Below are 24,446 nucleotides of genomic sequence, written 5' to 3'. Positions count from 1 at the left end.
GAATGAGCGATGCGAAATATATGGATAACGCTGCGCGCCAGCCTCGTGCTGATGGTGCTTTGCGGGCTGCTGTACCACCTGGTCGTGCTTGGGGTTGCTCAAGCGGCCATGCCGGATCAGGCGGATGGAAGCCTCGTTTACAACGAAAATAATGAAGTGATCGGCTCGAAGCTGATTGGCCAGAGCTTCACGGACCCGGGGTTCTTTCATGGGCGGGTGTCCAGCATTGATTATGATGCGGGCGGCTCGGGAACGCCAAACTATGCGCCGTCCAACGCCGATATGCTGCAGCGGACGGCGGACGCCGTAGAAGCGTGGAAGCAAGATAACCCGGATGTCCCGGTGAAGGAGCTGCCGATCGACTTGATCACGAACTCCGGTTCCGGCCTGGATCCGGAGATCAGCCCGGAGGCTGCCCGAGCGCAAATCCCGCGGGTCAGCCAAGCCACGGGGATTTCCGCGGAGGAACTGGAGGGAATGATCCAGGAGCATACCCGGGGACGCGAGCTCGGATTCCTTGGCGAACCGGGGGTCAATGTGTTGCAGCTGAATATCGACGTTCAAAAGGCCGTGAAATAGAAAGCCGGTGCCCTGCTTGAAAAGCGATTTTTCAGGCAGGGTTATTGGCGTTTTAAAATGCGAAATCCATGGGGGAGGAAAAGGTTTTGCAAAGCTTCAAACGAAAGACGCCGGAGGAAATCCTCAAATCGATCTTCGAATTGCATCGGGGTCGCCTGAAGGTCTATGTCGGGGCGGTCAACGGATCAGGGAAAACCTACCACATGCTGCGGGAGGGCCAAATGCTGCAGGCCGAAGGCATCGACGTGGTCGTTTGCGCCGTATCGACCTCGCAAAGGCCGGAGACGGTGGAGCAATTGGCCGGATTGGAGCGAATTCCGAGCATCCACTGGGAAAAGGACGGCGTGGAGAAAAAGGATTTGAACCTGGAGGTTTTGCTCCAGCGTAATCCCGAGGTGGTACTAGTGGACGGACTGGCGCACACCAACCGGGAAGGCGCCCCTTTTCCGACCCGCCTCCAAGACATCAACTATTTGCTTGGCCATGGCATCAGCGTGATCACGACCGTAAACATCTATGAATTGGACGGGATGACGGAATTGGTTCAAAAACTGGTGGGGATCCAGGTCAAGGAAACCGTTCCGGCGGATACGTTGGAGCTTGCCGACGAAGTTCGGCTGATCGACGTTTCTCCGGAGACGCTGCTGCAGCGGCTGGCGGACGGGAACCTGCGCAATATTCCCGATAAGGCCGTCTTCAACCGGGGGAACTTGGGCGTGTTACGCGAGCTGGCATTGCGGTGGATGGCCGAGGGCGTCAATGATACGCTCGAGAAACACCGGGAGGAACAGGGGCTGATCGGCGCGGCGGGCGTGGCGGAACGGATCTTGGTATCTGCGCAGTATCACTGGAACGGTTCGATTTACGTGCGGCGGGGCCAGCAGATCGCCAGACGGCTGAACGGCGATTTGCTGGTGGTGACGTTCGTGAATCCGCGCTTGAAACTATCCCCGGAAGCCATGGCCTTCAAACGGTCGTTGACACAGCTGGTGGAGAAAGTGGAGGCCGAATTCGCGGAACTTCCCCTTGCATCCAGGCGGGAGCTGCCGGGAGCGCTGGTCCGGTTTGCCCTGGAACATCGCGTGACCCGGATCGTCCTGGGGCATTCCAAGCAAAGCCGGATGCAGGAATGGCGGCAAGGCTCGATCGTCGGCGATATCTTAAAGAAAACGAGGAATGTGGACGTCTTTATCATCGCCGACCGAGCCGACAACGAAGGGGAGCGCATTCTGCCGACCAAAACCAGGGAGGAACACGGGGCGGCCGAGCCTTACCGCCGTTTGAGCGAAGCGGAAGTGGACCGTGAAATCGGGCGCATCCGACGCGGCCGGTTCAAGGTTTACATCGGCGCAGCCCCCGGGGTCGGCAAAACCTACACGATGCTGCGGGAAGGCAACGATTTGCGCAAGAAAGGAATCGATGTGCGGATCGGGTTGCTTGAAACCCACGGAAGAAGCGAAACCGCGGCGCAGGTCGGCTCGCTGCCGCAGATTTCCCGTGCGGTCATCGATTATCGAGGGACGAGGCTGGAGGAAATGGATACGCAGGCGATCATCGCCGAGAATCCGGAGGTCATTTTAGTTGATGAGTTGGCCCATACGAATGTTCCTGGCAGCAAACATAAAAAGCGCTACGAGGACGTGTTGGAGATTCTCGACGCCGGTATTTCGGTGATTTCGACCATGAACGTGCAGCATTTGGAGAGCTTGAACGACGCCGTGGAACGGATGACCGGCGTTCGCGTCCGGGAGACCGTGCCGGATTCGATCCTCCGCCAGGCCGATGAGGTCGAACTTATCGACGTAGCCCCCAGGGCTCTGCAGCAACGGATGCGGGAAGGTAAAATCTACGCGATGGACAAAGTGGACCAGGCGCTCGGGAATTTTTTCAAAACCGGTAATCTGATCGCCCTGCGCGAACTCGCGCTTAGAGAACTGGCCGACGACGTCGACGAACGGCTGGAATCATGGCAGCGCCAAAGTCCGCTTCGGGGTCCGACATCCCGGGAAGAAGCGATCTTCGTGGGCGTTACTTTAAGCGCCAACGCGGAGCGATTGGTAAGGCGGGGATTTCGGATCGCTTATCGTCTGAAAGCCAAATGGCATGTTTTCTACCGGCATAGCGGCCAAGAGCCGACTCCGCAGGAACAGGAGCGGCTCCAGGCGATCGAGAAGCTGACCCGTCGTCTGGGCGGAACCTTCGAGATGCAGAGGGGGCCGCGCACGCGAAAGCTCGGCGAGGCGCTCGTTCGCAGGGCGGATGAACTGAAGAGCACGCAGATGATCCTTGGCCAATCCCGGAGAAGCTGGTGGCAGCGGCTTTGGAGAGGAGAGGTCATCCGCCCGTTGCTCCGGCTTGCTAGGCATATGGACATCTTGGTCGTTGCCGATTTCGATCCTTCGGCCCAAATCAACAAGGAGGTGCTTCCCTTCTCTACGGAATAGGATATCGACAAGGTGATTCATATCAGGTATAAATGAATCAACAAGAAAGTGGTCATTCATTCCTGAACAGGAGGCGATCCTAGCAATGGACCCTAGATATCCGATTGGCAAGTATGCATTCGAAGGCGAGATCACCGCGGCGCAGCGGGAGCAATGGATACGTGAAATCGAGACGCTGCCGGCGCGACTAAGGCAGGCCGTAGCCGGTTTGAGCGAAGATCAACTGAACCTGCCCTACCGCGAGGGAGGCTGGACCTTGCGTCAGGTCGTGCACCATCTGGCTGACAGCCATATCAATGCCTACACCCGTTTTAAACTGGCGTTAACCGAAGAGACGCCGACGATCCGGCCTTACTTCGAGGACCGCTGGGCGAGGCTGGCAGACTACGAGGGTGAAATCGAGGTTTCGCTGGTTTTGCTCGAAGCGCTGCACCGCCGCTGGACCAACCTGTTGAAATCGTTGGGCGACGCGGATTATGAGCGCAAGTTCCATCACCCCGAATCGGGTGAGACGACCCGCTTAGCCTATACCCTCGGCAATTACGCCTGGCACGGAAACCATCATCTCGCGCATATCACCGCCTTAAGAACGAAGCTGGATCTTTAGTTCCGGCTTTATCGACGCAGCAGCCCGAAAGTCCCAAGAAGGACCTCGGGCTGTTTTTTGCGTTCCAGGGAGCTTTGCGGAATTGGAAAAGAACTTTAATTTCGGCTATAAATCGGCATTTTGAGTTATAGAAAGAAAGCGCTGCCTATTTTAACATGGGGTTCGTAATCGAACTTACCCGACGAAAGGATGGATGATTCGTGAAGGCTGACACAGCGAAGAAGTGGAAGTTGCAGACGGTGTTGCGATACCTGTTGATCGCGATACTGGCATGTTCGATGACCGGAGGCGCGGAGGTCGCTCCGAAGCGGGCTGCCGCCGAGGCGGCGAACGCGCAAGAAGCGGGCGCGGTATACTCGTATGAGGCGGAGGCGCCGGCGAACTCTTATTCCGGTAAAGCCGGGCCGGTCTCGTGCGATACTTGCTCCGGCGGGGCCAAGGTAGGCAATCTCTACCAAGGATCGGCCATGCAGTTTCATGACGTCCGCGTTGCGGAAGCCGGCGTGTACAAACTGAGCTTGTCCTATATTTCCGGGGACACCCGCTCGTTCATGATCAGCGTTAATGGCGGAGAGCGAGAGCGGTTCACGCCGCCGGCGACGAAGGATTGGAATACGGTCGGTGTTTTCGATTTCGAAGTTCGTTTGCAGGCGGGCGCCAATACGTTGTCTTTTGACGATGATGGAGGGTATGCTCCGGATTTGGACAAGATCGGCTTGACCTTCGTGTCCGCGTCGGATCCGGGAACGGGCCCGGGGGATGGCGAAGATCTGGAGCTTGGCGCACCGGTGAGCACGGAGAAATACGGACTGATCGCCGTGACCCGGCACGAGAAAGGAGTAAGTGTTTCGAGCGGTAGCTTGAAGCTGCAATACAACACGGAAACCGGGTTGTCGGCTTATATCTGGAAAGCGCGCGGGGAAGAAGCGAAGATCCAAGGGGCTTACAGCTCCCTGCAGCTGGATCAATATTTAACCAGCAAGGATTACGCAAACCACGAATTTAAGATGGAAGAGGTAGAACCGTTCCAGGACCGGGGCGGCAAAGGAATCAAGGTGACGGTGAGCCATCGGCAGGACGGACTGCCGACCCTGAAGCAAATTTACTATATTTATGAGCAGAAGGATTACCTGCTTACCCAGGTCGTCGCGGAGCAAGCCACGCCGATGGCCACGAACTATATCGCTCCGCTCATCGTGGATCGACGCGGCGGGGTGGACCTCGGCCAGTACGGCGACAACCGGGTGCTGGTGACCCCGTTCGATAACGATGCGTGGTCGCGGTACTTGTCCAAGACGATCAATACAGACTTGAACAATCAAAATTACGAGAGCTCGGAACTAACGGCAATTTACGACAACGACAGCCGCCGCGGCTTTGTGGTGGGTTCGGTCAGCCACGATACGTGGAAAACGGGCATTTATTGGAGCGGTTCGAACGACCGGCTGAATAAGCTGAACGTTTACGGCGGGTTCTCTTCCCTGGCCTCCACGCATGATTCGTTGCCTCATGCCAAGGTCAGCGGGACGACGGTCGCCTCGCCGAAGGTATTTGTCGGTTATTTCGCCGACTATCGGGACGGGTTAGAGACATACGGGCGGGCGAATGCCTCAGAGGCGCCGCCGCTTGCCTTTGGCCCCGGCGTGCCGCAAGGTGTTCCGGTCGGCTGGAACAGCTGGGGAGCCGTCGGCAGCCATTTATCCTACGACAAAGCGGTCGAGACTTCCGATTACTTTAAGGCCAATCTGCAAGGGAAGTCATTTGATAACGGCGGCCAACTTTATATCAACCTCGATTCCTACTGGGACAACATGAATGACGAACAATTGGGTCAACTGGTCGAACATATCAAGGCGAACGGTCAAAAAGCCGGCATTTATTACGGCCCCTTCGTCTACTGGGGCGACAATTTAAGCCAACCGGTGGAAGGGACGGACGGAAAGTATACCTATGGCGACATCGTGCTGCGTGATGCGCAAGGGAATCCGCTGCCGAAGCTGGACGGCGCCTACGCCGTCGATCCGACCCATCCGGGCACGAAGCAGCGGATCGACTATTACGTGAATCGGTTTAAGGAGCACGGATTCGAGTATATTAAGCTGGATTTCCTGAGCCATGGTTCGCTGGAAGGCCAGCACTACAACCCGCAAGCTACTACGGGGATTCAGGCTTACAATGAAGGCATGGCTTATATCGTGGATGCACTGGACGGTTCGATGTTCATCAGCGCTTCGATCGCTCCGTTGTTCCCAAGCCAATACGCGCATAGCCGGCGGATCTCCTGCGACGTGGACGGTTCGCTGGGCAGCACCGAATACCAGCTGAACAACTTGACCTATGGCTGGTGGCAGAACGGCACGATCTACCGCTACACCGATCCGGACTACATGACACTGGTCAAGGGTGGATCGCTGCTCGGCGCGCAAACCCGCGTGAACGCGGCGGCGATTTCCGGCACCGTGTTCCTGAACTCGGACGACGTCGCTGATCAGACCGCGCGCGAATACATGGAGAAGCTGCTGGTCAATCCGGCCGTCAACGCGGTGGCTAAGAAAGGGCAAGCGTTCCGCCCGATCGAAGGCAATACCGGAACCGCGGCGGCGGACGCTTTTATCCTGAACGACGGCGGCGAGTATTACCTCGCGTTGTTTAACTTCACGAACGAGCCGGCGGAGCGTACGATTGATTTCGAGCGAGCCGCAATGGACAACAAAGGCCGCTCCGGCTTCCGCGTGACGGATCTATGGACCGGTGAGGAATCGCGTGCGAAGACCGGGCTGCACACCCGGCTGCAAGGCGCTGAGTCCAAGCTGTATAAGCTCGTTCCCGTGGCGGGCGGCGAATAAAAATCAATAAAAAAAGGGAGCCGTGGATCACGGCTCCCTTTATCTATTTTTTACAGTACCCAAGCGCCTACGACACCGGCAACGATACCGAGGACGACTACCGAGGCGAACACGAATCCCAGCACCTTGCGCGGGAAAGAGCGCGACACCATCAGCAAGGATGGCAGGCTAATCGCTGGCAGCGTAAGCAACAGGGCTGCAGCCGGTCCAGCACCGAGTCCAAGCGCGGTGAACGACTGAATAATCGGAATTTCCGCCGCCGTCGGGATCACGAACAACGTGCCGACGAGGGCGAATAGCAGGATGGCCAGAATGCCGCCGCCTAGTTCGACCGGGAACAAGACGCCTTGGAATGCACCAAGCAGCAGGACGGATAACAGATACGCCGGTACGACGTTCAGGATCATCATTCCGAGGCTTTTCAGCCAACGCAGGGCAAACGGTCCTTCGTCCTTCAGCTCGGCTGCCGCTTCCGCCCGTTCCATCTCCGCCGGAGCAGGAACCTGCTGGCCTTTGGCCAGACGGTTGGCGAAATAACTGACTCCAAACGTCAGCACGATTCCGAAGACGAGGCGGAGCAAGGTGAATTTCCAGGACAACACGAAGGTCATGAAAATCAGCGTCGCCGGGTTCAGCACCGGATTGCCAAGCCAGAAAGCCAGGCTGGCGCCAACGGACACGTTGCGTTTACGCAGGCCTGCGGCGATCGGCGCGGCGCAGCACGTGCACATCATCCCCGGCAAGGAGACGATGCCGCCGAGAAAAGTGCTCTTAAACCGGCTGCTGCCGAGAACTTTATGTAACCACTGAGCGGGTAGAAGAACCTGTACGAGGGAACCTAGCAAAATGCCTAGTACGGCAGCCTTCCATACCGATTTGAAATAGGCGGCCGCATAATCGAGCGCCGCGCTCCACGAGATCGGACCGGAAGCATCCGCTCCCAGGATCGAAGAGCCGATCGAATGCTCCGTGGCGGCCTTGAACGCTTTTCCGTAATAAGGCCACCATTTGACATAACTTAAGCCGGCGATGGCTATGATGAGAAACAGTACGATAAACAACGCCGTTTTGCGTTTATTGAAACCGTGCGGCGGCTGCTGCGGGTAATGGCCGCTTGTCGATGATGAAACCATAAGATGTTGCTCCCTCCACTAACGATTAGATTTGATCAAATGCACGAAATATAGTATACCATACGATGGCAAGTGAACTATATCGCATCCGTGCTCCAGCAGCAGCCAGGCGGTTGCCTTTTATACCGGAACTGGAGTACGCTTGAATATAGAAGAAAGATTCCTATTTAGGATATAGGGAAGGATTGTGATCAATCATGTCTACCGCTGAACCTGTAAAATTAACATCCCTGTCCAGCAAAGGGGGCTGCGGCTGCAAAATCGGCCCGGCCGACCTGATGCAGGTGATTCGAAGCCTCCCGCCTACGGTGCCGAATCCCGATTTGCTGGTGGGCCTCGATACAAGTGACGATGCCGGTGTTTACCGGTTAAACGACGAACTCGCGCTGGTGCAGACGGTCGACTTCTTTACGCCGATCGTCGACGATCCATATTCGTTCGGGCAGATCGCTGCGGCGAACGCGCTCAGCGATATTTACGCGATGGGCGGCAAGCCGCTCACGGTGCTGAACATTGTGGCTTTTCCCATTTCAACGTTGGATAAAAGCATTCTGGCCGACATCCTGCGCGGCGCAGGAGACAAGGTTCAAGAGGCCGGGGCGACGCTGGTGGGCGGCCATTCCATCGATGACAAGGAGCCGAAATTCGGCCTGGCGGTTACCGGCTTGGTGCATCCCGATAAAGTAAGAACGAATGCCGGCGCCAAACCGGAGGACAAGCTGATCCTGACCAAGCCGATCGGCGTCGGGATTATGACGACCTCGATCAAGAAGGATCAGTTAAGCGCGGAGGAGACGCAGCGCGTCACCGCTGTCATGGCTACGCTGAATAAGACGGCGGCCGAGGTGATGGAGCCGTACGACGTGCACGCTTGCACGGACGTCACCGGCTTCGGCTTGATGGGCCACGCCCTGGAAATGGCCAAGGGCAGCGGCACCGGCATCCGAATCATGCAGCGCGACGTGCCGGTGCTCCCGCGCGTGCGCGAATTGGCGGAACAAGGTTTTGTTCCGGGCGGGACCAAAAACAATTACGCCCATGTGGAAGCGGACATTACGTTCCCGGATTCGCTGGACCAGATCGGCCGGTATATTTTGTGCGATGCGGTGACGTCCGGGGGCTTGCTGATTTCGGTGAACCCGGACCAAAGCGAGCAGCTGCTGGCCGAACTGCGGAAGGCCGGCGTCGAGGCAAGCCTGATCGGCGAGGTTACCGCGGAGAACGCGGGCCATATCGTGGTGGAAGCGTAGGAAGGGGTTTGCAGCATTGGATATGTTTCAGGATTTAGAGCTGGAGGAATGGGCGGGACAGAGAGAGAGCGGCAAGGCGATCACGATGATCGACGTGAGATCGCCTTCCGAGTTCGCCGAATCCACGATTCCGGGCAGCTTGAATATCCCGCTGTTTGACGATCAGGAGCGGGCGGAAATCGGAACTTTATACAAACAAGTAAGTGTGGATGCCGCTAAACAGCGCGGGCTTGAAATCGTTTCGGCCAAGCTGCCGGATTTCGTCCGGAAGTTTGCGGAAATTTCCGGGCGTAAAGCGGTATTCTGCTGGCGCGGGGGCATGCGGAGCCGAACGACGGCCACGCTGCTCAGCCTCATGGATATTCACACCTACCGGCTGGCTGGCGGATACCGGGCTTATCGCCAATGGGTCGTCAGCACGCTGGAGAATCTGGACTTTGCGCCGGAATTGACCGTGATCCACGGGAATACGGGAAGCGGCAAGACGCTGTTGCTGCGTAAACTCCAGGAACAAGGATACCCCGTGGTCGATCTGGAAGGAATGGCCGGCCATCGAGGATCGGTGTTTGGCCAAATCGGGCTACAGGCCCGTAACCAGAAGATGTTCGACTCGCTGCTGCTGGAGGATTTACTGCGTTACCGGGAAGCGCCCTATGTGTTGATGGAGGCGGAAAGCAAACGGATCGGCAAAGTGGTCGTCCCCGATCTTCTCATGGCGAAGAAAGAGCGGGGCCGTCATATCCGCATCGATCTGCCGACGGACGTTCGCGTGCAGATCATTTTGGAGGATTATGCGCCTTGGACCCATCCGGAGGCCTGCCTGCAGGCGTTTCGGAAAATCAAATCGAAGATGCATACGCCGATCGCTGCGGAAATCGAACAAAGTCTGCTCGCAGGCCGTTATGACCGTGCGGTTGAGCTCCTGCTGATCTATTATTATGATCCCCGGTATGCGCATACGGAGGGGCAATACGAGGATGCGGAATTTACGGTGATCCGTGCCGACTCGGTCGATGAGGCGGTTACGAAAGCGCAGCGGCTCTTGCCAAAGCCAATTTAAGTGAACGTTTCTAGGCAGCTCGCAAATGAATTTGCGGGCTGTTTCTTTTGGATAAATCCGATTTGGGGATGGTAAATACAGACAAACCGCTTTACAATAGAGAAGAAAATATTGGGAAAAGTGGGAAGGTGAAACGGTTGAAGCAACAGGCTCATAAATTCGGCAAAAAGGCAGGCAGGAAGCCGTCAGCCAAACTGGCATTCGTCGGTTTGGTTGCGCTTTCAGTGACTTTGCCGCAAGGTGCGGCGTTCGCGGCAGATGCAGCGGCGTCCTCCTCGACGACCACGGTTATCGCGGAGTCCGGTCCATTGGGAACCGGACCGGCCAAAGCGGGGGCTACGGCAGCCGATCCGTCCAAAGCGAAGATTACGAAAGAGCAGGCCATTGCCAAGGTCCGGGAGTGGTTCCCGGCTTTGGAAGCAGCCACGGTATCCCAGGTGGATTATGGCGTGAATAATGTGTACCCGGCTCCGAGCAATCAAGATGTATGGACCATCCAATGGCAAGTAGAAGTAGGGAATGGAAGCTATGGCTTTAGCAGCCAAGTCGACGCGATCACGGGGGACTTGATTAATACATACATCGGTTTTCCGCGGGAAGGCAACAAGTCGTATTATCCTCCGAAAGTTACGAGAGAGCAGGCCTTAGAGAAGGCAAAGGCCTTTATCGCTAAAGCCGTCCCTTCGTTATCTGCGGACGAAGTGAAGGAAAGCGATTCGATGTTTTACGCGGATACTCAGGCTTTGTTTGGCCCCGTGAATTATAGCTTTAATTTCAGTGTTTTGAAAAACGGCCTGTCCTCCGGTTTTGAATCCATCTATATCACGGTTACCGGCGATGGCGAAGTGATGCAATTCAGCCGGCCAGGGGAGAAGCTGGATTATCCGTCCTCCGTTCCGACGGTTTCGAAAGCCGATGCGGAGAAGAAATTCCGGGAGGAGTTCCAGGTTGAGCTGGGGTATGTCCCAGTGTACAAGAACGGCGTCATCTCGGATTGGGTGTTGGCTTGGGGTCCTGCCTCCGATGCTTCCCAGGTAATAAACGCCCAGACCGGTCGTAAGATCGACGCCGAAGGCAAAGAAATGACCGCCACCAAGATTACGTACAGCGATGTTCCTGCCGGAACCAAGCTGTTCCAGCCGCGAACGTCCGCCACCGAATTGACGTCCGACGAAGCCGCCAAGCTGGTGGAACAAATCGTCTTTATTCCGGAAGGACGGAAGCTCAGTTATCCGAACCTAGACAAGGATTATCAGAATCCGGAGCGGAAGGCGTGGCGCTTAAGATGGGAAGAGGAGCGCCAAAACATGGCGGGACCTTTCTATTTCCCGGCGCAAACGTCCGCAACGGTCGATGCCTTGACTGGACAAATCCTGGAATTCCAGATTGAATCCTATAATTACGGCGAACCACGCGAACCGTTGGCGGCGCCTTCGGGAGCAGTTAAACTTAATTACGAGCAGGCGAAGCAGCGGGCCCTGGAGTGGGTCAACCAACTGTATCCGCAAGCAAGCCGGGACTTGAAGCTGATGGAACGCGGAGAGTCTTGGAGTCGCCTCTCGAACGGGGAGCAATTCCGCTTCGAGCTTAACCGTTACGTGAACGACATTCCGGTGCTTGCCGGAGGAGTGTCCATTACGGTCGACGCCTACGGCCGATTGTTCTACTATTCGATCAACCGTGGCGAAGTTCCGGCGAATATGCCTGACGGCAAGGCCGTGACCGTAACCGCCGAGCAAGCGCTCAAATCGTATTTGGACAATTATGAACTGGAATTGCAATATTCCCAAATCGGCGGGTATACGATCGATAACACTTACGTGGAGCCGAAGGTTTACCTGGTCTACTCTCCGCAGGCCAAGGATCCATCGAAGCCTTTCCAAGTGCTGAATGCCGTGACGGGCAAATGGGTGACCAACTTTGAGGATCTCCGTACGGAACCGGCGGGGAACGTGGAGCCTAAGGATCTGAAAGGCCATTGGGCTGAAGCGGATTTAAGGACTTTGGTTCAGTACCGCATTCTTGAACCGGATGATCAAGGAAACCTGAATCCGAATGAGTCGATTACGGTGGGCGATTGGCTGACCTACGCCGTTAAAGCGGCGAATCCCAACTATACCGGTTACGTGCTGGCTTCCTCTGCCGCGACGGCGGCAGGTGTTCCGACGGACAGCAAGTATTCTCAGGTCGTCAGCTACGCCGCCGAGCTGGGGTGGATCGATGCCGCCCAACCGTTGCAGCTGGATCGCACGCTGACCCGGGAGCAGTTGGCCGTCCTGCTCACCTCAATGGTGAAGTACGACCGATTGGCGGCGAATTTCTACGGTAAAGATGCATTGGTCGATCAGTTTAGCGACGCCAAGCAAATCACCCGGCCCGGCGAGGTCGCCGTTGCGGTACGACTTGGATTGCTGCAGGGGCAAAACGGCAAATTCAACCCGCAGCGTCAAGTCACCAAAGCCGAAGCGGCTTCCATTCTGATGCGATTGGTGAAGCTTCAGGGCCAAACCGACCAGCCGATCGGCATAGAATAAGCCGATAGGTAAGATAAAAAAGAGAGAAGCCCTGGGGCTTCTCTCTTTTTTTGCCTTGATCTATCTCTGGCTGGGGTTTACTGGTTTCCGGAGGCTAATTGGATATCCTACACTTAATTATCCAAACCTGCGGTAACGGCTTGTCCTAATTGGAAATCCTACAACTAATTTGTTCAAAACCACCCTTAAGTGCCGATTTCCCCTAAACTAACTGCTTGTTTTCCAGTTATTGATGACTTATTATCACTTTTCGTGAAAAATAGATGTAGGATTTCCATTTCGTTATTAGATCGTCACGCCTTCCTGCCCGTTCGAAAAAACTATTTTCTTTGACTCTCCCCTTTGAGGAGGCCTTAAGCTCAATTAGCGGACGTCGGAAAGGCGATGTAGAACAACGGCGAGACCGCCAAAAAAGGAGGAGATGTTTGATGTTATACACGGTTAAAGAAGTATCGGACTTATCGGGGGTGACGATCAAAACGCTGCATCATTACCACAAGATCGGCTTGTTGAAGCCGCGGGAAATCAGCGAGGCGGGATATCGGCTGTACGGAGACCGTGAGCTGGAGCGGTTGCAGGAGATCTTGTTCTATCGCGAGTTGGAGCTGCCGCTCGCGCAAATCCAATCGCTGCTGGAGGAGGAGCGGAATCGCAGAGAGGTTTTGACCGAGCAGCGGGAGCTGCTGCGAAGCCGACAACGGAGGCTGGAGGCCATCCTGCAAACGCTCGAGAAATCATTGGAGAGTTCCGCTGCGGGAGAAGTTCTGAAGGGCAAGGAACTGTTTGTTGGTTTTGCCGATGAAGCAGAGTGGCGCGAAGCGCTGAGAGAGCAGGAGGAGCATTTGCACCAAACCTACGGAGTAGAGGTTCCCGGAGCTCAGCCGATCGACGTGTCGTCACTGAACGAGCAAGCCAGGGAAGCCATGGAGTTTACGGAAAAGCTGGCAGATGCGTTACGCTCAGGGGTTTCCCACCGGGAAGAGGAGGTCCGGCAGAACATCGGAAGGCATTTGGACTTCATGAAGAAACATGGCCACCCTGCTTCCCCGGACGATTTTGTGGCGCAGGCCCGGTTCTTTCTGAGCGACGATTTCCATCGCACCATGCTGGAAGGGCAACAAACCGGACTGGCGTATTATTTGTTGGCGGCGGCCGAGGCCTATGCCGCAACTTAGTCTAGTTCCGACGGCAAGTATGAGCCATATATGGAACCGAACAAGTATCACTGTAATGCACATCGGGCCTACTTGGCCCGATGTGGTAATGAGGCTTGTCCTTGCGTGAAAAGATAGCCGTTTTCTGCAACAACTGAGTATACCATTTCATTGTTCTGGTCCATCCATTAGTTAATCGCCTGTAACAGAAGCAGGGGCGGCATCGGCCGCTCGTTTTGCTTTAAATCCCGAAGTGAGCAGCAAGACCATAAATCCACCGGCGACGCCCCATAAAATAAAGGCGTTTGAGCTAACCGCGTCTAATCCGCCGAAGTACATCACCTCTCGCAACCCTCCCGCCGCAAACCGCAGTGGCGTCCACGAATAGATCCAATCTCGCGTCGTCTGTGGCAAGAATTCCGGAGCCGTGTTCAGCAACGGAATGGAAAAAAACATCAGAAATACGAGCAGTGGCATCGCCCGGAAACCTATCCAATTCAGTAAGGAAGATTGCAGCAGGAAGAACGTTGATCCGACCAGCCATAGGAACAACCATGTTACCCCTGCATCTGCCATCTGCATTCCGTACCATGACAAGGCCATCCAAATGGTAAAGCCTGACGCAAGGCTCACGATCACAAGTCCGACGGTCGCTTGCACCGCACTGACCGCCCATCCTCTTGAACCTGCAGCTATCGCCTTCTTGCTAGCCAAGAACAAGAAGATTCCAGTCACCAGACTGCCGATCCACATAACCTGGGTTAACAAAGCCGGTGCATTCCCCGAAGCATTGTTAGCCCCCGGCGAATGTAGGACTTCTTCTTGAACGTTCATAGGTGTCACTAAAGCTTTAGCCGACTCAACTGGAAGTTGTCCTTTTTGCTGTCCGATCTGCTCAAGCAGTTGTTGCGAAAGTTCTTCGTTAATCATTCTCAGAGCCTGCCCCAATACCGTTGTTACGATCGTCGAAACTTGGGTGCTCATGCCCTCGTTAGCGATGATCTTCACTTGAGGATGAATCGGCAAAGAAGTTGCTAACGAAAGCAAGCCGCTGCTCAGATTTGCCGGAAGTACCAGCGCTCCGTAATATTCGCGTTTATCCAGCCCTTCCCGAGCTTCTTCCTCGGAACCCACAACATGCCAAACGAACGGCAGCGCCGGGTTCGAACCTAATGTCGCCTGAATCGTCTTCCCTACCTCTAACGTTCCGCCAGACGGCAACTCCGTCGGTTGGTCAAGGAAAACGAGGGCCACCGGAATCTCTTTCGCCTCCGATCCAAGCACCGAACCCATCGTCGCCAATCCGAATAGGATCAACACGACCGGTACGATTACCACTCCGAGCCACGTCGTTTTTTCTTTCAGTATTCTCATGATCCTCTCCCTACTTATTGGCCTAGTTTCAAAATCTACTGTTCGAATTTTTTCGTTTTTCTGCCGGCAATATGGCCTCGATGACGTCCCAATGCTCAGCGATCTTTCCATTTTCCACTCGGAACAAATCGTAGAATGCAGTAGGTTGACCATCCAATAGACCTTCACTCCCTGTAAGGACAAAATCGCCTTGTCCGATGACTTGATGGAGATGGGTGTATTGAAACTCAATCTTATTCTCCCTCAGATCCTGCAAAGCTGCGTGAAGACCAGAAAGGCCGTCTGCAATATGCGGACTATGCTGAATATAGTTATCTCCATCAAAATAAGAGACAAGCAGGTCAGGGTTTTTCCCGAGCAAAATGTTCTCAACATAGCTTCTGACCAATGCTTTGTTGGCATCCGTCTTGTCGCTATCCTTAATCGTAACCGGTCCGTCAATCATCGTATGAGGGCTTGGTGTCCTTTCCTCCATCTCTTGTAAATTGTCCCAATGTTCAACGATGAGTCCATTCTCAAAACGGAAGATATCAAATGCGACTTTAAGGCCGTGAAAATGATATACAGAATGAAGAGCTACAACATTTCCGTCGACTAAAGTCCGCTTAATGCTTACCTTAGTACCCATTTCCTTTAAATGATGAAGTGCACCAAGCATGGATTCACGACCATCCAGTAGGGCCTGGTTGTGCTGAATATATCGATCTGGATGAACGTAAGCCGTAATCGCTTCGGGGTTGCCGCTCTCGAAACTTTCCAGTACGGCGACTGCCTTACGAACAAGCTCATTTTGATGGTTGGATGTCATTGAAAGATCCTCCTTAGAGTTTTTTAGTCATTAGATAAATAATGAACATCGTGTTGTTTATTTATCTGGTGCTCATTATAATGGAGGTTAACATCATGCTCAATATTCAATATTTTTAATTTTGAAGTATAATAGACAACCCATAAAACTTTGTCGCTTAACGACCTAAAAAAATGTTGGGGGAACGAATACATGAACAAGAAAACCGACCTAAGAATCCTGCGTACGAAACAATCCATTCGAAAGGCGTTTTATGAGCTGATTCAGGAAAAAGGATATGAAGCGATTACGATTCAGGATATTGCCGATCAGGCCATGATCAATCGAAACACTTTTTATCTTCACTACCAAAACAAGCCTGATTTATTAGATACATGCATGAATGAATTGTTAAGCGAATTAAAGGATGCAGTCGTTCTTTGTCCCATCAGCATGAACCCTTTCAGTGTTTCTCTGCTCGAGACCGTCATGAAGACGGTATTGGAACATATTTCTCTAAATATGACCTTTTACCATTCCATGTTAATTGATGAGAATCGAATCTATCCGTTTCAAGCGAAAATGGAGAAGATCATTAAAGATAAATTGAGTGAAGGGTGGAAACCTGCTCAGGGGAATTCTTCTTTAGCGATATCCAAGGAATTGCTGCTCGAATACCTCGGGTCGTCTTTCATGGGGATTGTTATTTGGTGGGTTAAAAACGACAAACCCCTTCCTGCAGATGAAGTTTCATCTCAGTTTAGCCGAATCGTTGCCCACGGGCATTTAAGAGCCGCCGGCATTGCCGTCGAGGAATAACGTCGTTTCATCAAAAGCTCCCGCGACATCTTGTCCAGGGGGCTTTTTTACATTCGGCGGGCTGAATTGGGCCGGACACTTATGGTAAAATCAGGTTACCGCCAAGGAGCGTGAAGGATCCGAGGCGTCTTTTCCAGGGAGAGGAGTCAGATCGATGTTAAAAATGTTTCAATATAATTGGCAGGTCCGGGACGAATGGTTTCACTGGTGCGAGAACGTTTCTGAAGAAGAACTGCTGCGCAAGCGGGTGGGGGGCGTCGGGAATATCCTGCAGACGCTGTTTCACATTGCCGACGTAGAATGGAGCTGGATCCGCATCATCCAAGGGAAACCCGATTTCCAGGAGGATTTCAACTCATTTATGTCTTTGGAGTTGGTGAGGAAGCTTTCGGATTCCTTCCATACGGAAGTAGAGGCGTTTCTTCAGACTTGGACCAACGATATGGACGGATTGGTTGTTACCGATCCATGGGGAAGGGAGTTTACGCAAGGCGAAATCCTTCGCCATGTCATCGCTCATGAAATCCATCACGTCGGGCAGTTGTCGGTTTGGTCGCGGGAACTGGGGTTAGCGCCGGTTTCGACTAATTTTATCAACCGGGGAATCCGGTAGCTTTTTTCGAAAAAAAGGGCAATCTAATCCATATCTCCCAAATCACGCACCGAGGAGGAAACGGCTTGAGACAAAACATTCAGGTGCCCTTTGGTTATGAGCCTCCGGCCCCGAGCCGGAAAGGTACGCTAATTTTCTACGATTCCTTTGAGTCGCTTTCGGACGAAGAGTTGCTTCGGGCTGCTGAGGAAGCGGAGACTCGCAAGTTTACGAAGTTGGTCCTTTATCCGCTGCATGAAGAAACGATGCGACGGATGTCCAAAGATCCGGTGAGCCCTTTCTACCGAAGGGAGGACCGGCTGCATGAGTGGAGACGGGAGCAGAAGGGAGCAGCGCCGGCGATTGTCGTGGAAGGTTGGGAAGGCAAGAGGAAGAAATACACGCCAATCGACACGGCCCTTCGCCATTTGACGGAAGTTTATCCGGCTCCCCACTTTTTGTATCTCACGCCGGAGCTGGCGAATCAGTTCGCCTCCTTCTCCTCCTTTGAGGAGTGGATCGTCAAAATCCGGCTTCTGCTTGCGGCCGAGCCGAAACATCCGCATCCACGGCTGGTGAAATACGCCCATCGCTGGGACCTTGCCGGAGGACGCTTGGATTTGGTTTAGTTTCGTGTTGTCTATATTCATCTGGCAGGAGGGAAGAGGATGAAATCGATTTGCGTATTTGCCGGTTCGCGTTTCGGCGAAGACGAGCAATACCGCGCGAAAGCGGAGTTGCTGGGGAAAGTCATGGCACAGCGGGGATACCGCTTAATTTACGGGGGATCGAGACATGGACTTATGGGGACGGTCGCCGATGCGATCCTGGCGGCCGGCGGCGAAGCGGTCGGCATTATGCCCTCCGGTTTGATTCACGGAGAAATGGCCCACGCGGGACTCACGCAGTTTATCGAGGTTGAGGGCATGCATGCCCGCAAAGCGAAAATGAGCGAAATGGCGGAGGGGTTCATCGCCCTTCCCGGGGGATTCGGCACGTTGGAGGAGCTGTTTGAGGTGCTGTGCTGGTTGCAAATCGGCATCCACCAAAAGCCGGTTGGCGTCCTTAATGTTCAGGGCTATTACGAGCCGCTGATGGAGTTGGTGAATTCCTGCGTTCGGGCGGGGTTCGTACACCCGGGGCATGAATCCCTGATCAATTTGGCCGAGGAACCGGGGGAGCTGCTGTCCCAAATGGAGAGCTTCACCCCGTCCATCGCGGAGAAGAAATGGAAGCAGGGCTGAACCCTGCGGAATGAAGGCAAATTCAAGAGAACGGAGGCGAAAGAATGGACGGGATGAGCGCACCGCATCGGAACAGAAGCCTATGGACGATCACTTGCCTGCTGCTGCTGGCTGTCCTCTTCATTGGAGGGTGCTCCCCCCGGCAGGGGGCAACTGGCAATCCTTCGCCTTCCGCTGGCGAAGGAAACGACGGTTCCGGCTCCACCGGATCGGAAACCAACCCACAGGGGCAGGCGTCACCCGCCGCACCCGGAAAGCCGGAAACATTGGTAACGCCAGAGCCTCCGGCCGATCCTGCTGCCGAGCTGCTGGCTCAACTGAGCACCGAGGAGAAAATCGGCCAATTGGTTCTGGTCGGCATGGAGGGCACCAAGCCGAACGACGTGACCCGCTCGCTGATTGAGGAGTATCACGTCGGGGGCTTTATTTTCTATAAAGACAACATCCAGAACGCCAAACAGGCGCTCGAATTATTTAATGGCTTGAAAACCGCCAACGCTAACGAGCCCGTGCCGCTGTTTCTGAGCGTCGACGAGGAAGGCGGCCGGGTCAGCCGTATGCCTGGAGAACTCGCCAAGCTGCCGAACGCACGCAAAATCGGCAACACCGGCAGCGAAGAATTGGCGGGGCAAATCGGCGGCATCATCGGCCGGGAGCTGGCCGGCTTCGGCTTGAATCTGGACTTCGCCCCGGTGCTTGACGTGAACAGCAATCCGGATAATCCGGTGATCGGGGACCGGGCATTTGGTACGAAGCCGGAAATCGTCAGCCGCATGGGCATCGCCGTCATGAAGGGGATTCGGGAACAAGGCGTGATCCCGGTCGTCAAACATTTTCCCGGGCACGGCGATACCTCGGTGGATTCGCATCTGGGATTGCCAGTCGTGGAGCATGATTTAACCCGACTGCGGAAGCTGGAGCTGGTGCCTTTTAAGCAGGCGATTCAAGAGGGGGCCGACGTCGTCATGATCGCTCATTTGTTGATGCCGAAGCTCGATCCCGAGCATCCGGCCTCGTTCTCCAAGGCGGTTATCGATGACTTGCTTCGGCAGGAGCTGGGCTTCGAGGGGACGATCATTTCCGATGACATGACGATGGGCGCCATCGTCGAGCATTACGATATCGCTGACGCTGCCGTGCAGTTCGTGCAAGCCGGCGGGAATATCGTGCTGGTTGGCCATGATGATGAGAAGGAGAAGCAGGTGATCCAAGCGCTTCGCGATGCCGTCAGCTCCGGCAAGATATCGGCGGAGACGCTGGATGAACGGGTTTATAACGTCCTGAAGCTGAAGGAGAAATATGCCCTCACTAAGGACGCCGCGCCAGGGCCCGATACGGAGCAGATAAATCGCGAAATCGGCAATACCCTGAAGCCTTACGGGTTGTGATCCTTGTTGCTCTCCGGGCGATAGTGGTACTGGTAACGATCCAGATCGATCCGTCCGCCCGGCAGCACCTCTACGCCCTCTGCCTCCAAATTCCACGTCTGCTCTTGTACGGCGGCTTCCTCTTGCAAGGCGATTTGCCCCTTGCCGTTGACGACCCGGTACCAGGGCAAGCCGTATTTGACGCTCATGCTATGCAGGATGCGGACGACCTGTCTGGCGGCGCGGGGGCTGCCCGCAGCGGCGGCAATCTGGCCGTAGGTCATCACCTTGCCTTGCGGGATGGAAGAGATGATTTCTATCGTTCGTGCGGTAAACGGCTGCATCGGCGAAAACTCCTTATCCAAAACGTAGGATCCATATCGTTTATATACCACGCCGCTGAGACAAGTTCCAGCCTCTATTCCGCCCAAGGCCGGAGCGGGGGTTCGCTGCGCCGGTAACTATCCGCCGGCCTGTAACGTATATTGGGCAAAGGCAGACGGGAGGGATGGGTTTGCAACGCTGGAGGAATCTCGGTTATCCGGAGAAATGGATCTTTTATATCCTCTTGTTCATCTTCACGGTCATTGGGATGAAATACGTGATCGGCACGCGTCTGCCGGGAGGCGGGCGTCCGCCCTACTTGTTCCTGATCTGGAACGCTTTTTTGGCCTGGATTCCGCTGGGTCTGGCGGTGCTGCTCGACTTGATCCACTTGCTGACATCGCGGACGGCCAGGTTGACTTTAAGCGTGCCGGTCGGGTTGCTGTGGCTGTTTTTTTACCCGAATGCCGCTTATCTGATCACCGATTTGCTGCACCCGTTTAACCGCTATCCGATTGCGGCAGGCACCCGGTTCTGGGAAGAGATTTCGTTCTGGGATCACTTATTTACGCTGTTGTTTGCCGGGTTATTGGGATTGGCGCTGGCGTCGGTCTCTCTGGCGTCGGTACATCAGCTAGTGCGAAAAGCGGGAGGCCGTCTGGCAGGCTGGGCATTTGCCGTTGCCGTGCTGCTGCTTAGCAGCTTCGGCATTTATCTCGGCCGTTTTATCCGCTGGAACAGTTGGGATTTGCTGAGGCACCCGGGATTCGTGCTCCGAGAAACGGCCGCTTATTTCGCCGATGCCGCGAACGTGGAGCATGCGCTGGCGTTTTGCAAATGGATATTTCTCATCACGTTATTTTGTTATGTCGTGCTCTACGGGTTTGCCAGAGTTTTCCGCTCATCGGAGCGGATCCGGGGGGAAGGAACGTGACGGAAATCAAGGAACAGCTGCGGCGGCAGTTTCCGGTACTGGAGAGCGAAAGGCTCATGTTGCGGAGGCTCTTGCCGGAAGATGCGGAGCCGATGTTCCGCTGCATGTCCGATCCGGCGGTGCGCGCGTTTACGGAGATGAATCCGGGCAAGCTGCTATTTCCGGGCCGTTTATACCGCTATTTCGAAGAATCGTACCGTTATTTGCGGGATCTGCATTTTGCCGTGATTCGCAGAGAGGAAAGCGATTGGATAGGTCTATGTTCGTTGCAGTATTGGGACGTAGATGTCCAAAAGGCCCGGCTCGGCTATCTAATCTCACCGGCGCATTGGAACCGGGGCTACGCGACCGAAGCGGTAGAACGCGTGCTCGATTTCGCTTTCGGCACGCTGGGGCTCGGCTGCGTCGAAGCTCGCTGCAGCCCGGATAATCCGGCCTCGGAGCGCGTCTTGAGGAAATGCGGCCTGCGTGAGGCGGGCAACATCTACGCGGCGGGACGAAAGGGCGAGGGAATGACGCTCAAAAGGTATCTCGCGGAAGGGAACTTCCTTGAAACGTAAGTGATCGTTTTTGTTACACAAATGAAATATAGCTGTGATCAAACCCTAATAGAAAGGGGGTACACTTATTACATGACCCCCTTTTGAATATATATTTCTCTTTAGAACCCGGAGCGTGTGATGACGGGTTCTCTTTTTTTGTCTATAGCGGAACGGCGACCCTTTGTTTGTTCTTGAAATACACCCATTCGTGAAAGCCGATTTGTTTGAGGCGTTGGGCAACTTCATCCCATTCATCGCCAACCCGCGACGGCGTGTGGGCGTCGGAACCGAAGGTCACGGAAACGCCAAAATGCAGCGCACGCTCGAGGATCGAATCGTCCGGATACCAACCGCCGCTGAGCTTCGTTTTCCCGGAGGTATTGATTTCGATGGCAACCTCATGCTCCGCGATCGTTTTCAACGTCTCGTCGATCGCCCGGGCGGCCGGTATGTCGGTAAACGCCGGGTAATTGCCCTTCATTGCATCGATGTGTCCGAGAATCTGGAACATCCCGCTGCGCGCCGATTGGCGGATCAATTCGTAATAGGCTTCCTTGCTGGCCACTTTCTCCTCGCGGCTCAGGCCTTTCCAACGATTTTTGTTAAAAATGCTTACCTCTCCAACGCTGTGCACCGACCCGATCACGTAATCAAACGGGTACTGGTTTAACGTATTCCGGTATGCGCCCAGGTGTTCCGGAAAGAAATCCGATTCGATCCCCAGCAGAACGTCGATTCGGCCGGCGTACTCTTGCTTGAGCTTCTGCACTTCCTCGACGTATCCGGCAAAGGCTTGTTTACCCATGGCGATCCGGGGAAAAGGCTGATCTTCCTCCCGGCCGAAGTACGGCGTATGGTCGCTGATGCCGATCACCGACAACCCGGCAGCAAGGCCGGCTTCGATGTAGTCACGGATGTTCCCGTCGGCATGGCCGCAGCGGAAATGATGGGTATGAAGGTCGAATTTCATCGGGGTCTGCTCCTTTCTAGTAATGGGAACTTGCGCTTGTTTCCGTCCGGTTTATTCGGAACTGATGAAATGCGTTTCCGGCATGCCTTTCAGGTCGCCCAGGAACTGCTGCATCGCCGAATTGATATAACGGCTCGATTTGTAAATGACGCCAACCGGGTGCGTCACTTCAAGCTCGGGAATCGGAACTACCTTTAGCGTGCCCTGTTTCAACTCGCGTAATATCGATTGCCGCGAAATGATCGCCGCGCCCAAATTGATTTCCACCATCCGTTTAACTTCCTCGCTGCTGGAGAGTTCCATCACGATGTGCGGTTCGATGTCATGCTGCCGGAAGACTTCGTCGATAAAACGGCGCCCAACCGTGTCGGGCGATAACATAATAAGGGGGACGTCGCGCAGCGACTCGAGGGTGGGTGAAGGGTTGCCCGCCAAAGGGTGCAGCGGTGAGACGACGAATTCGAAGGTATCGTAATACAGCACCGACGAGAGCACTTGAGGGTTGTTTTCAATCAAATACCCGATGCCAATGTCGACAAGCCCCTGCTCCACGTTTTGATATATTAGGCTGGAAGGCATGGATTGGATGGTGGTTTTGATCAGCGGAAACTGGTCTTGAAAGTACGATAAAATCCGCGGCAAAATCTGAATGGCGATCGACGTGGTGGTTCCGAGCACGATATGGCCTTGCGGGGTATGCTCCATGTCGGATAACTTCTGCTTGAGCTCCTCGACGATATCCAGGATGCGTTCCGCTTGTTCGAGAAAGACCTGTCCCCGATCCGTCAGGGTAACCGGTTGGTTGCGGTCGACCAACACGGTGCGGAATTCATCCTCCAGGCTTTTGATTTGGGCCGATACGGCAGGCTGGGTCAAATTGAGCAGTTCCCCGGCCTTTCGGAAGCTTTTCGTTTTGGATATGGTGATCAGCGTCTCCAACTGACTAATATTCACCAGAAGGCCTCCTTTCTTTCCGTTCATTTGGGAGAGCGCCCGATTTGGCGTTTTCCCTGTGATTTAATCATTATAGGGGATGTTCCTTCGCTAAATCAATGATGCGCCGTTTGGCATGCTTCGACAGGAATTCCTAATAGACTACGCCCGATTTCCACCATTCGATTTTTAATGACTTATACATAGGAATAAAGTATAATAAGATTTAACTAAAAGCTGGGTCTATTGTATCGTAAAGTTATTCTCCTAGTGAAAAGGGGCGCATAATTTTGAAAGCAGAAGTCATAAATCCTTTTCTTGAATCCGCACGTTCGGTCATACAACAGGTTGTTCAAGTTTCTCCTTCCACCGGGAGTATGGGGGTTAAAGACGTAATACCTGTGCAGGATCATATATGGATTCAAATCGGCATGACGGGCCACTTTAGCGGCATGGTCGTGTTCGGTTTGCAGGAAACCGTGGCGCTTCGCATCGTTTCGGCGATGATGGGCGGTTTCGTCCTGACGGAAATGGATGAGATGGGACAAAGCGCGATCTCTGAGCTCGGCAACATGATCAGCGGCAATGCGAGCACGATTTTGTCCAACCAGGGATTTGCCGTGGATATCACGCCACCGCAGGTCATCAAGACGGAGAATGCCGCCGGGATGGGACCACGCAAGGCGCTTTGCATTCCGCTGTTGATGGACGGAATCGGCGAACTGGACATTCAAGTGATGATTTCTTAAGATAGGGGCAGCAAGAAGTCAGATTCCTGAATTTGCTTCGTGATCCGAAGATGACTTTTTGAACTACTGATTAAATAAAAGTTCAAAAAGGCGGGTTTGGAGCACCGAGAAGGTTGAATGAAGCTAGGGAGTGAGTAGCGGAGCGTAGGCAGACCTACGTGAGCAACGGAAGGACCGGCTGAGTTCAAGATTCGATGTTGAGAA

The 24,446-nt window shown here is 54.4% G+C and carries 22 protein-coding genes; 16 read left to right on the top strand and 6 right to left on the bottom strand.

The features are described 5' to 3' along the window. Positions 1-9 precede the first annotated feature (9 nt). The 4 genes from kdpC (at position 10) to MJ257_RS08165 (ending at position 6,476) form a co-directional block, all read left to right on the top strand. Entirely contained in the window at positions 10-579 is a 570-nt protein-coding gene (gene kdpC / locus MJ257_RS08180) for a potassium-transporting ATPase subunit KdpC (RefSeq protein ID WP_240268781.1), read from the top strand. Between the two features lie 86 nt (positions 580-665). Beyond that, positions 666-3,023 carry a histidine kinase gene (locus MJ257_RS08175; protein ID WP_240268780.1) on the top strand — a complete coding sequence of 786 codons (2,358 nt, stop codon included), beginning with the start codon at positions 666-668 and terminating at the stop codon, positions 3,021-3,023. An 85-nt stretch (positions 3,024-3,108) separates the two neighbouring features. Then, complete coding sequence (locus MJ257_RS08170) at positions 3,109-3,630, top strand: YfiT family bacillithiol transferase (RefSeq protein WP_270406512.1); 522 nt, start codon at positions 3,109-3,111, stop codon at positions 3,628-3,630. A gap of 200 nt (positions 3,631-3,830) precedes the next feature. After that, the gene (locus tag MJ257_RS08165) at positions 3,831-6,476 is read left to right on the top strand and encodes a carbohydrate-binding protein (protein WP_240268779.1); all 2,646 of its coding nucleotides are present in this window, start codon (positions 3,831-3,833) and stop codon (positions 6,474-6,476) included. Positions 6,477-6,526: 50 nt separating this feature from the next. Here MJ257_RS08165 and MJ257_RS08160 read toward each other — a convergent pair whose 3' ends face one another. Beyond that, positions 6,527-7,609: a permease gene (locus MJ257_RS08160; protein WP_240268778.1), complete on the bottom strand. Its 1,083-nt coding sequence runs from the start codon at positions 7,607-7,609 to the stop codon at positions 6,527-6,529. A 197-nt stretch (positions 7,610-7,806) separates the two neighbouring features. On the opposite strand from MJ257_RS08160, the gene selD reads away from it, so the two are divergent. The 4 genes from selD (at position 7,807) to MJ257_RS08140 (ending at position 13,628) form a co-directional block, all read left to right on the top strand. Next, positions 7,807-8,859, top strand: a complete 1,053-nt coding sequence (gene selD, locus MJ257_RS08155) for a selenide, water dikinase SelD (protein WP_240268777.1) — start codon at positions 7,807-7,809, stop codon at positions 8,857-8,859. A 22-nt stretch (positions 8,860-8,881) separates the two neighbouring features. Continuing rightward, the gene (mnmH, locus tag MJ257_RS08150) at positions 8,882-9,919 is read left to right on the top strand and encodes a tRNA 2-selenouridine(34) synthase MnmH (RefSeq protein ID WP_240268776.1); all 1,038 of its coding nucleotides are present in this window, start codon (positions 8,882-8,884) and stop codon (positions 9,917-9,919) included. Between the two features lie 128 nt (positions 9,920-10,047). Then, positions 10,048-12,453 (top strand): YcdB/YcdC domain-containing protein, encoded by a 2,406-nt coding sequence (locus MJ257_RS08145; RefSeq protein ID WP_240268775.1) that lies wholly within the window; start codon positions 10,048-10,050, stop codon positions 12,451-12,453. 428 nt (positions 12,454-12,881) lie between these two features. Next, a complete protein-coding gene (locus MJ257_RS08140) occupies positions 12,882-13,628 on the top strand; it encodes a MerR family transcriptional regulator (RefSeq protein WP_240268774.1) in 747 nt (248 codons plus the stop codon). Between the two features lie 171 nt (positions 13,629-13,799). Here the strand turns inward: MJ257_RS08140 and MJ257_RS08135 are convergent, their stop codons facing one another. Together MJ257_RS08135 and MJ257_RS08130 are read right to left on the bottom strand one after the other, a co-directional pair. After that, complete coding sequence (locus tag MJ257_RS08135) at positions 13,800-14,981, bottom strand: YhgE/Pip domain-containing protein (protein WP_240268773.1); 1,182 nt, start codon at positions 14,979-14,981, stop codon at positions 13,800-13,802. 28 nt (positions 14,982-15,009) lie between these two features. Next, a complete protein-coding gene (locus MJ257_RS08130; protein ID WP_240268772.1) occupies positions 15,010-15,789 on the bottom strand; it encodes a nuclear transport factor 2 family protein in 780 nt (259 codons plus the stop codon). Positions 15,790-15,981: 192 nt separating this feature from the next. Here MJ257_RS08130 and MJ257_RS08125 point away from each other — a divergent pair, with 192 nt between their 5' ends. From MJ257_RS08125 to nagZ, 5 genes are all read left to right on the top strand, one after another. Then, on the top strand, positions 15,982-16,587 hold the full coding sequence (locus MJ257_RS08125) for a TetR/AcrR family transcriptional regulator (protein WP_240268771.1): 606 nt from the start codon (positions 15,982-15,984) through the stop codon (positions 16,585-16,587). A 154-nt stretch (positions 16,588-16,741) separates the two neighbouring features. After that, positions 16,742-17,200 (top strand): DinB family protein, encoded by a 459-nt coding sequence (locus MJ257_RS08120; protein WP_240268770.1) that lies wholly within the window; start codon positions 16,742-16,744, stop codon positions 17,198-17,200. Between the two features lie 65 nt (positions 17,201-17,265). Then, a complete protein-coding gene (locus MJ257_RS08115) occupies positions 17,266-17,808 on the top strand; it encodes a hypothetical protein (protein ID WP_240268769.1) in 543 nt (180 codons plus the stop codon). A gap of 39 nt (positions 17,809-17,847) precedes the next feature. Next, the gene (locus MJ257_RS08110; protein ID WP_240268768.1) at positions 17,848-18,423 is read left to right on the top strand and encodes an LOG family protein; all 576 of its coding nucleotides are present in this window, start codon (positions 17,848-17,850) and stop codon (positions 18,421-18,423) included. A 44-nt stretch (positions 18,424-18,467) separates the two neighbouring features. Next, positions 18,468-19,811, top strand: a complete 1,344-nt coding sequence (gene nagZ / locus MJ257_RS08105; RefSeq protein ID WP_240268767.1) for a beta-N-acetylhexosaminidase — start codon at positions 18,468-18,470, stop codon at positions 19,809-19,811. Here the strand turns inward: nagZ and MJ257_RS08100 are convergent. Then, complete coding sequence (locus tag MJ257_RS08100) at positions 19,799-20,134, bottom strand: MGMT family protein (RefSeq protein ID WP_240268766.1); 336 nt, start codon at positions 20,132-20,134, stop codon at positions 19,799-19,801. The genes nagZ and MJ257_RS08100 overlap by 13 nt on opposite strands. A gap of 170 nt (positions 20,135-20,304) precedes the next feature. Here MJ257_RS08100 and MJ257_RS08095 point away from each other — a divergent pair, with 170 nt between their 5' ends. Together MJ257_RS08095 and MJ257_RS08090 are read left to right on the top strand one after the other, a co-directional pair. After that, entirely contained in the window at positions 20,305-21,048 is a 744-nt protein-coding gene (locus tag MJ257_RS08095) for a DUF1361 domain-containing protein (RefSeq protein ID WP_240268765.1), read from the top strand. Further along, entirely contained in the window at positions 21,045-21,608 is a 564-nt protein-coding gene (locus MJ257_RS08090; RefSeq protein ID WP_240268764.1) for a GNAT family N-acetyltransferase, read from the top strand. The genes MJ257_RS08095 and MJ257_RS08090 overlap by 4 nt, the downstream gene beginning before the upstream one ends. Positions 21,609-21,750: 142 nt before the next feature. Here the strand turns inward: MJ257_RS08090 and MJ257_RS08085 are convergent, their stop codons facing one another. Both MJ257_RS08085 and MJ257_RS08080 read right to left on the bottom strand, forming a co-directional pair. Next, positions 21,751-22,560, bottom strand: a complete 810-nt coding sequence (locus MJ257_RS08085) for a histidinol-phosphatase (protein ID WP_240268763.1) — start codon at positions 22,558-22,560, stop codon at positions 21,751-21,753. Between the two features lie 51 nt (positions 22,561-22,611). Then, positions 22,612-23,514 carry a LysR family transcriptional regulator gene (locus MJ257_RS08080; RefSeq protein WP_240268762.1) on the bottom strand — a complete coding sequence of 301 codons (903 nt, stop codon included), beginning with the start codon at positions 23,512-23,514 and terminating at the stop codon, positions 22,612-22,614. A 269-nt stretch (positions 23,515-23,783) separates the two neighbouring features. Between MJ257_RS08080 and MJ257_RS08075 the strand changes: the two genes are divergently transcribed. Continuing rightward, positions 23,784-24,242 (top strand): chemotaxis protein CheX, encoded by a 459-nt coding sequence (locus MJ257_RS08075; protein WP_240268761.1) that lies wholly within the window; start codon positions 23,784-23,786, stop codon positions 24,240-24,242. Positions 24,243-24,446 lie beyond the last annotated feature (204 nt).

The sequence above is a fragment of the Paenibacillus timonensis genome (assembly GCF_022427145.1).
Lineage (GTDB): Bacteria > Bacillota > Bacilli > Paenibacillales > Paenibacillaceae > Fontibacillus > Fontibacillus timonensis.
The sequence above is the reverse complement of the archived record's forward strand: the minus strand, read 5'-3'. Positions and strand labels throughout refer to the sequence as shown.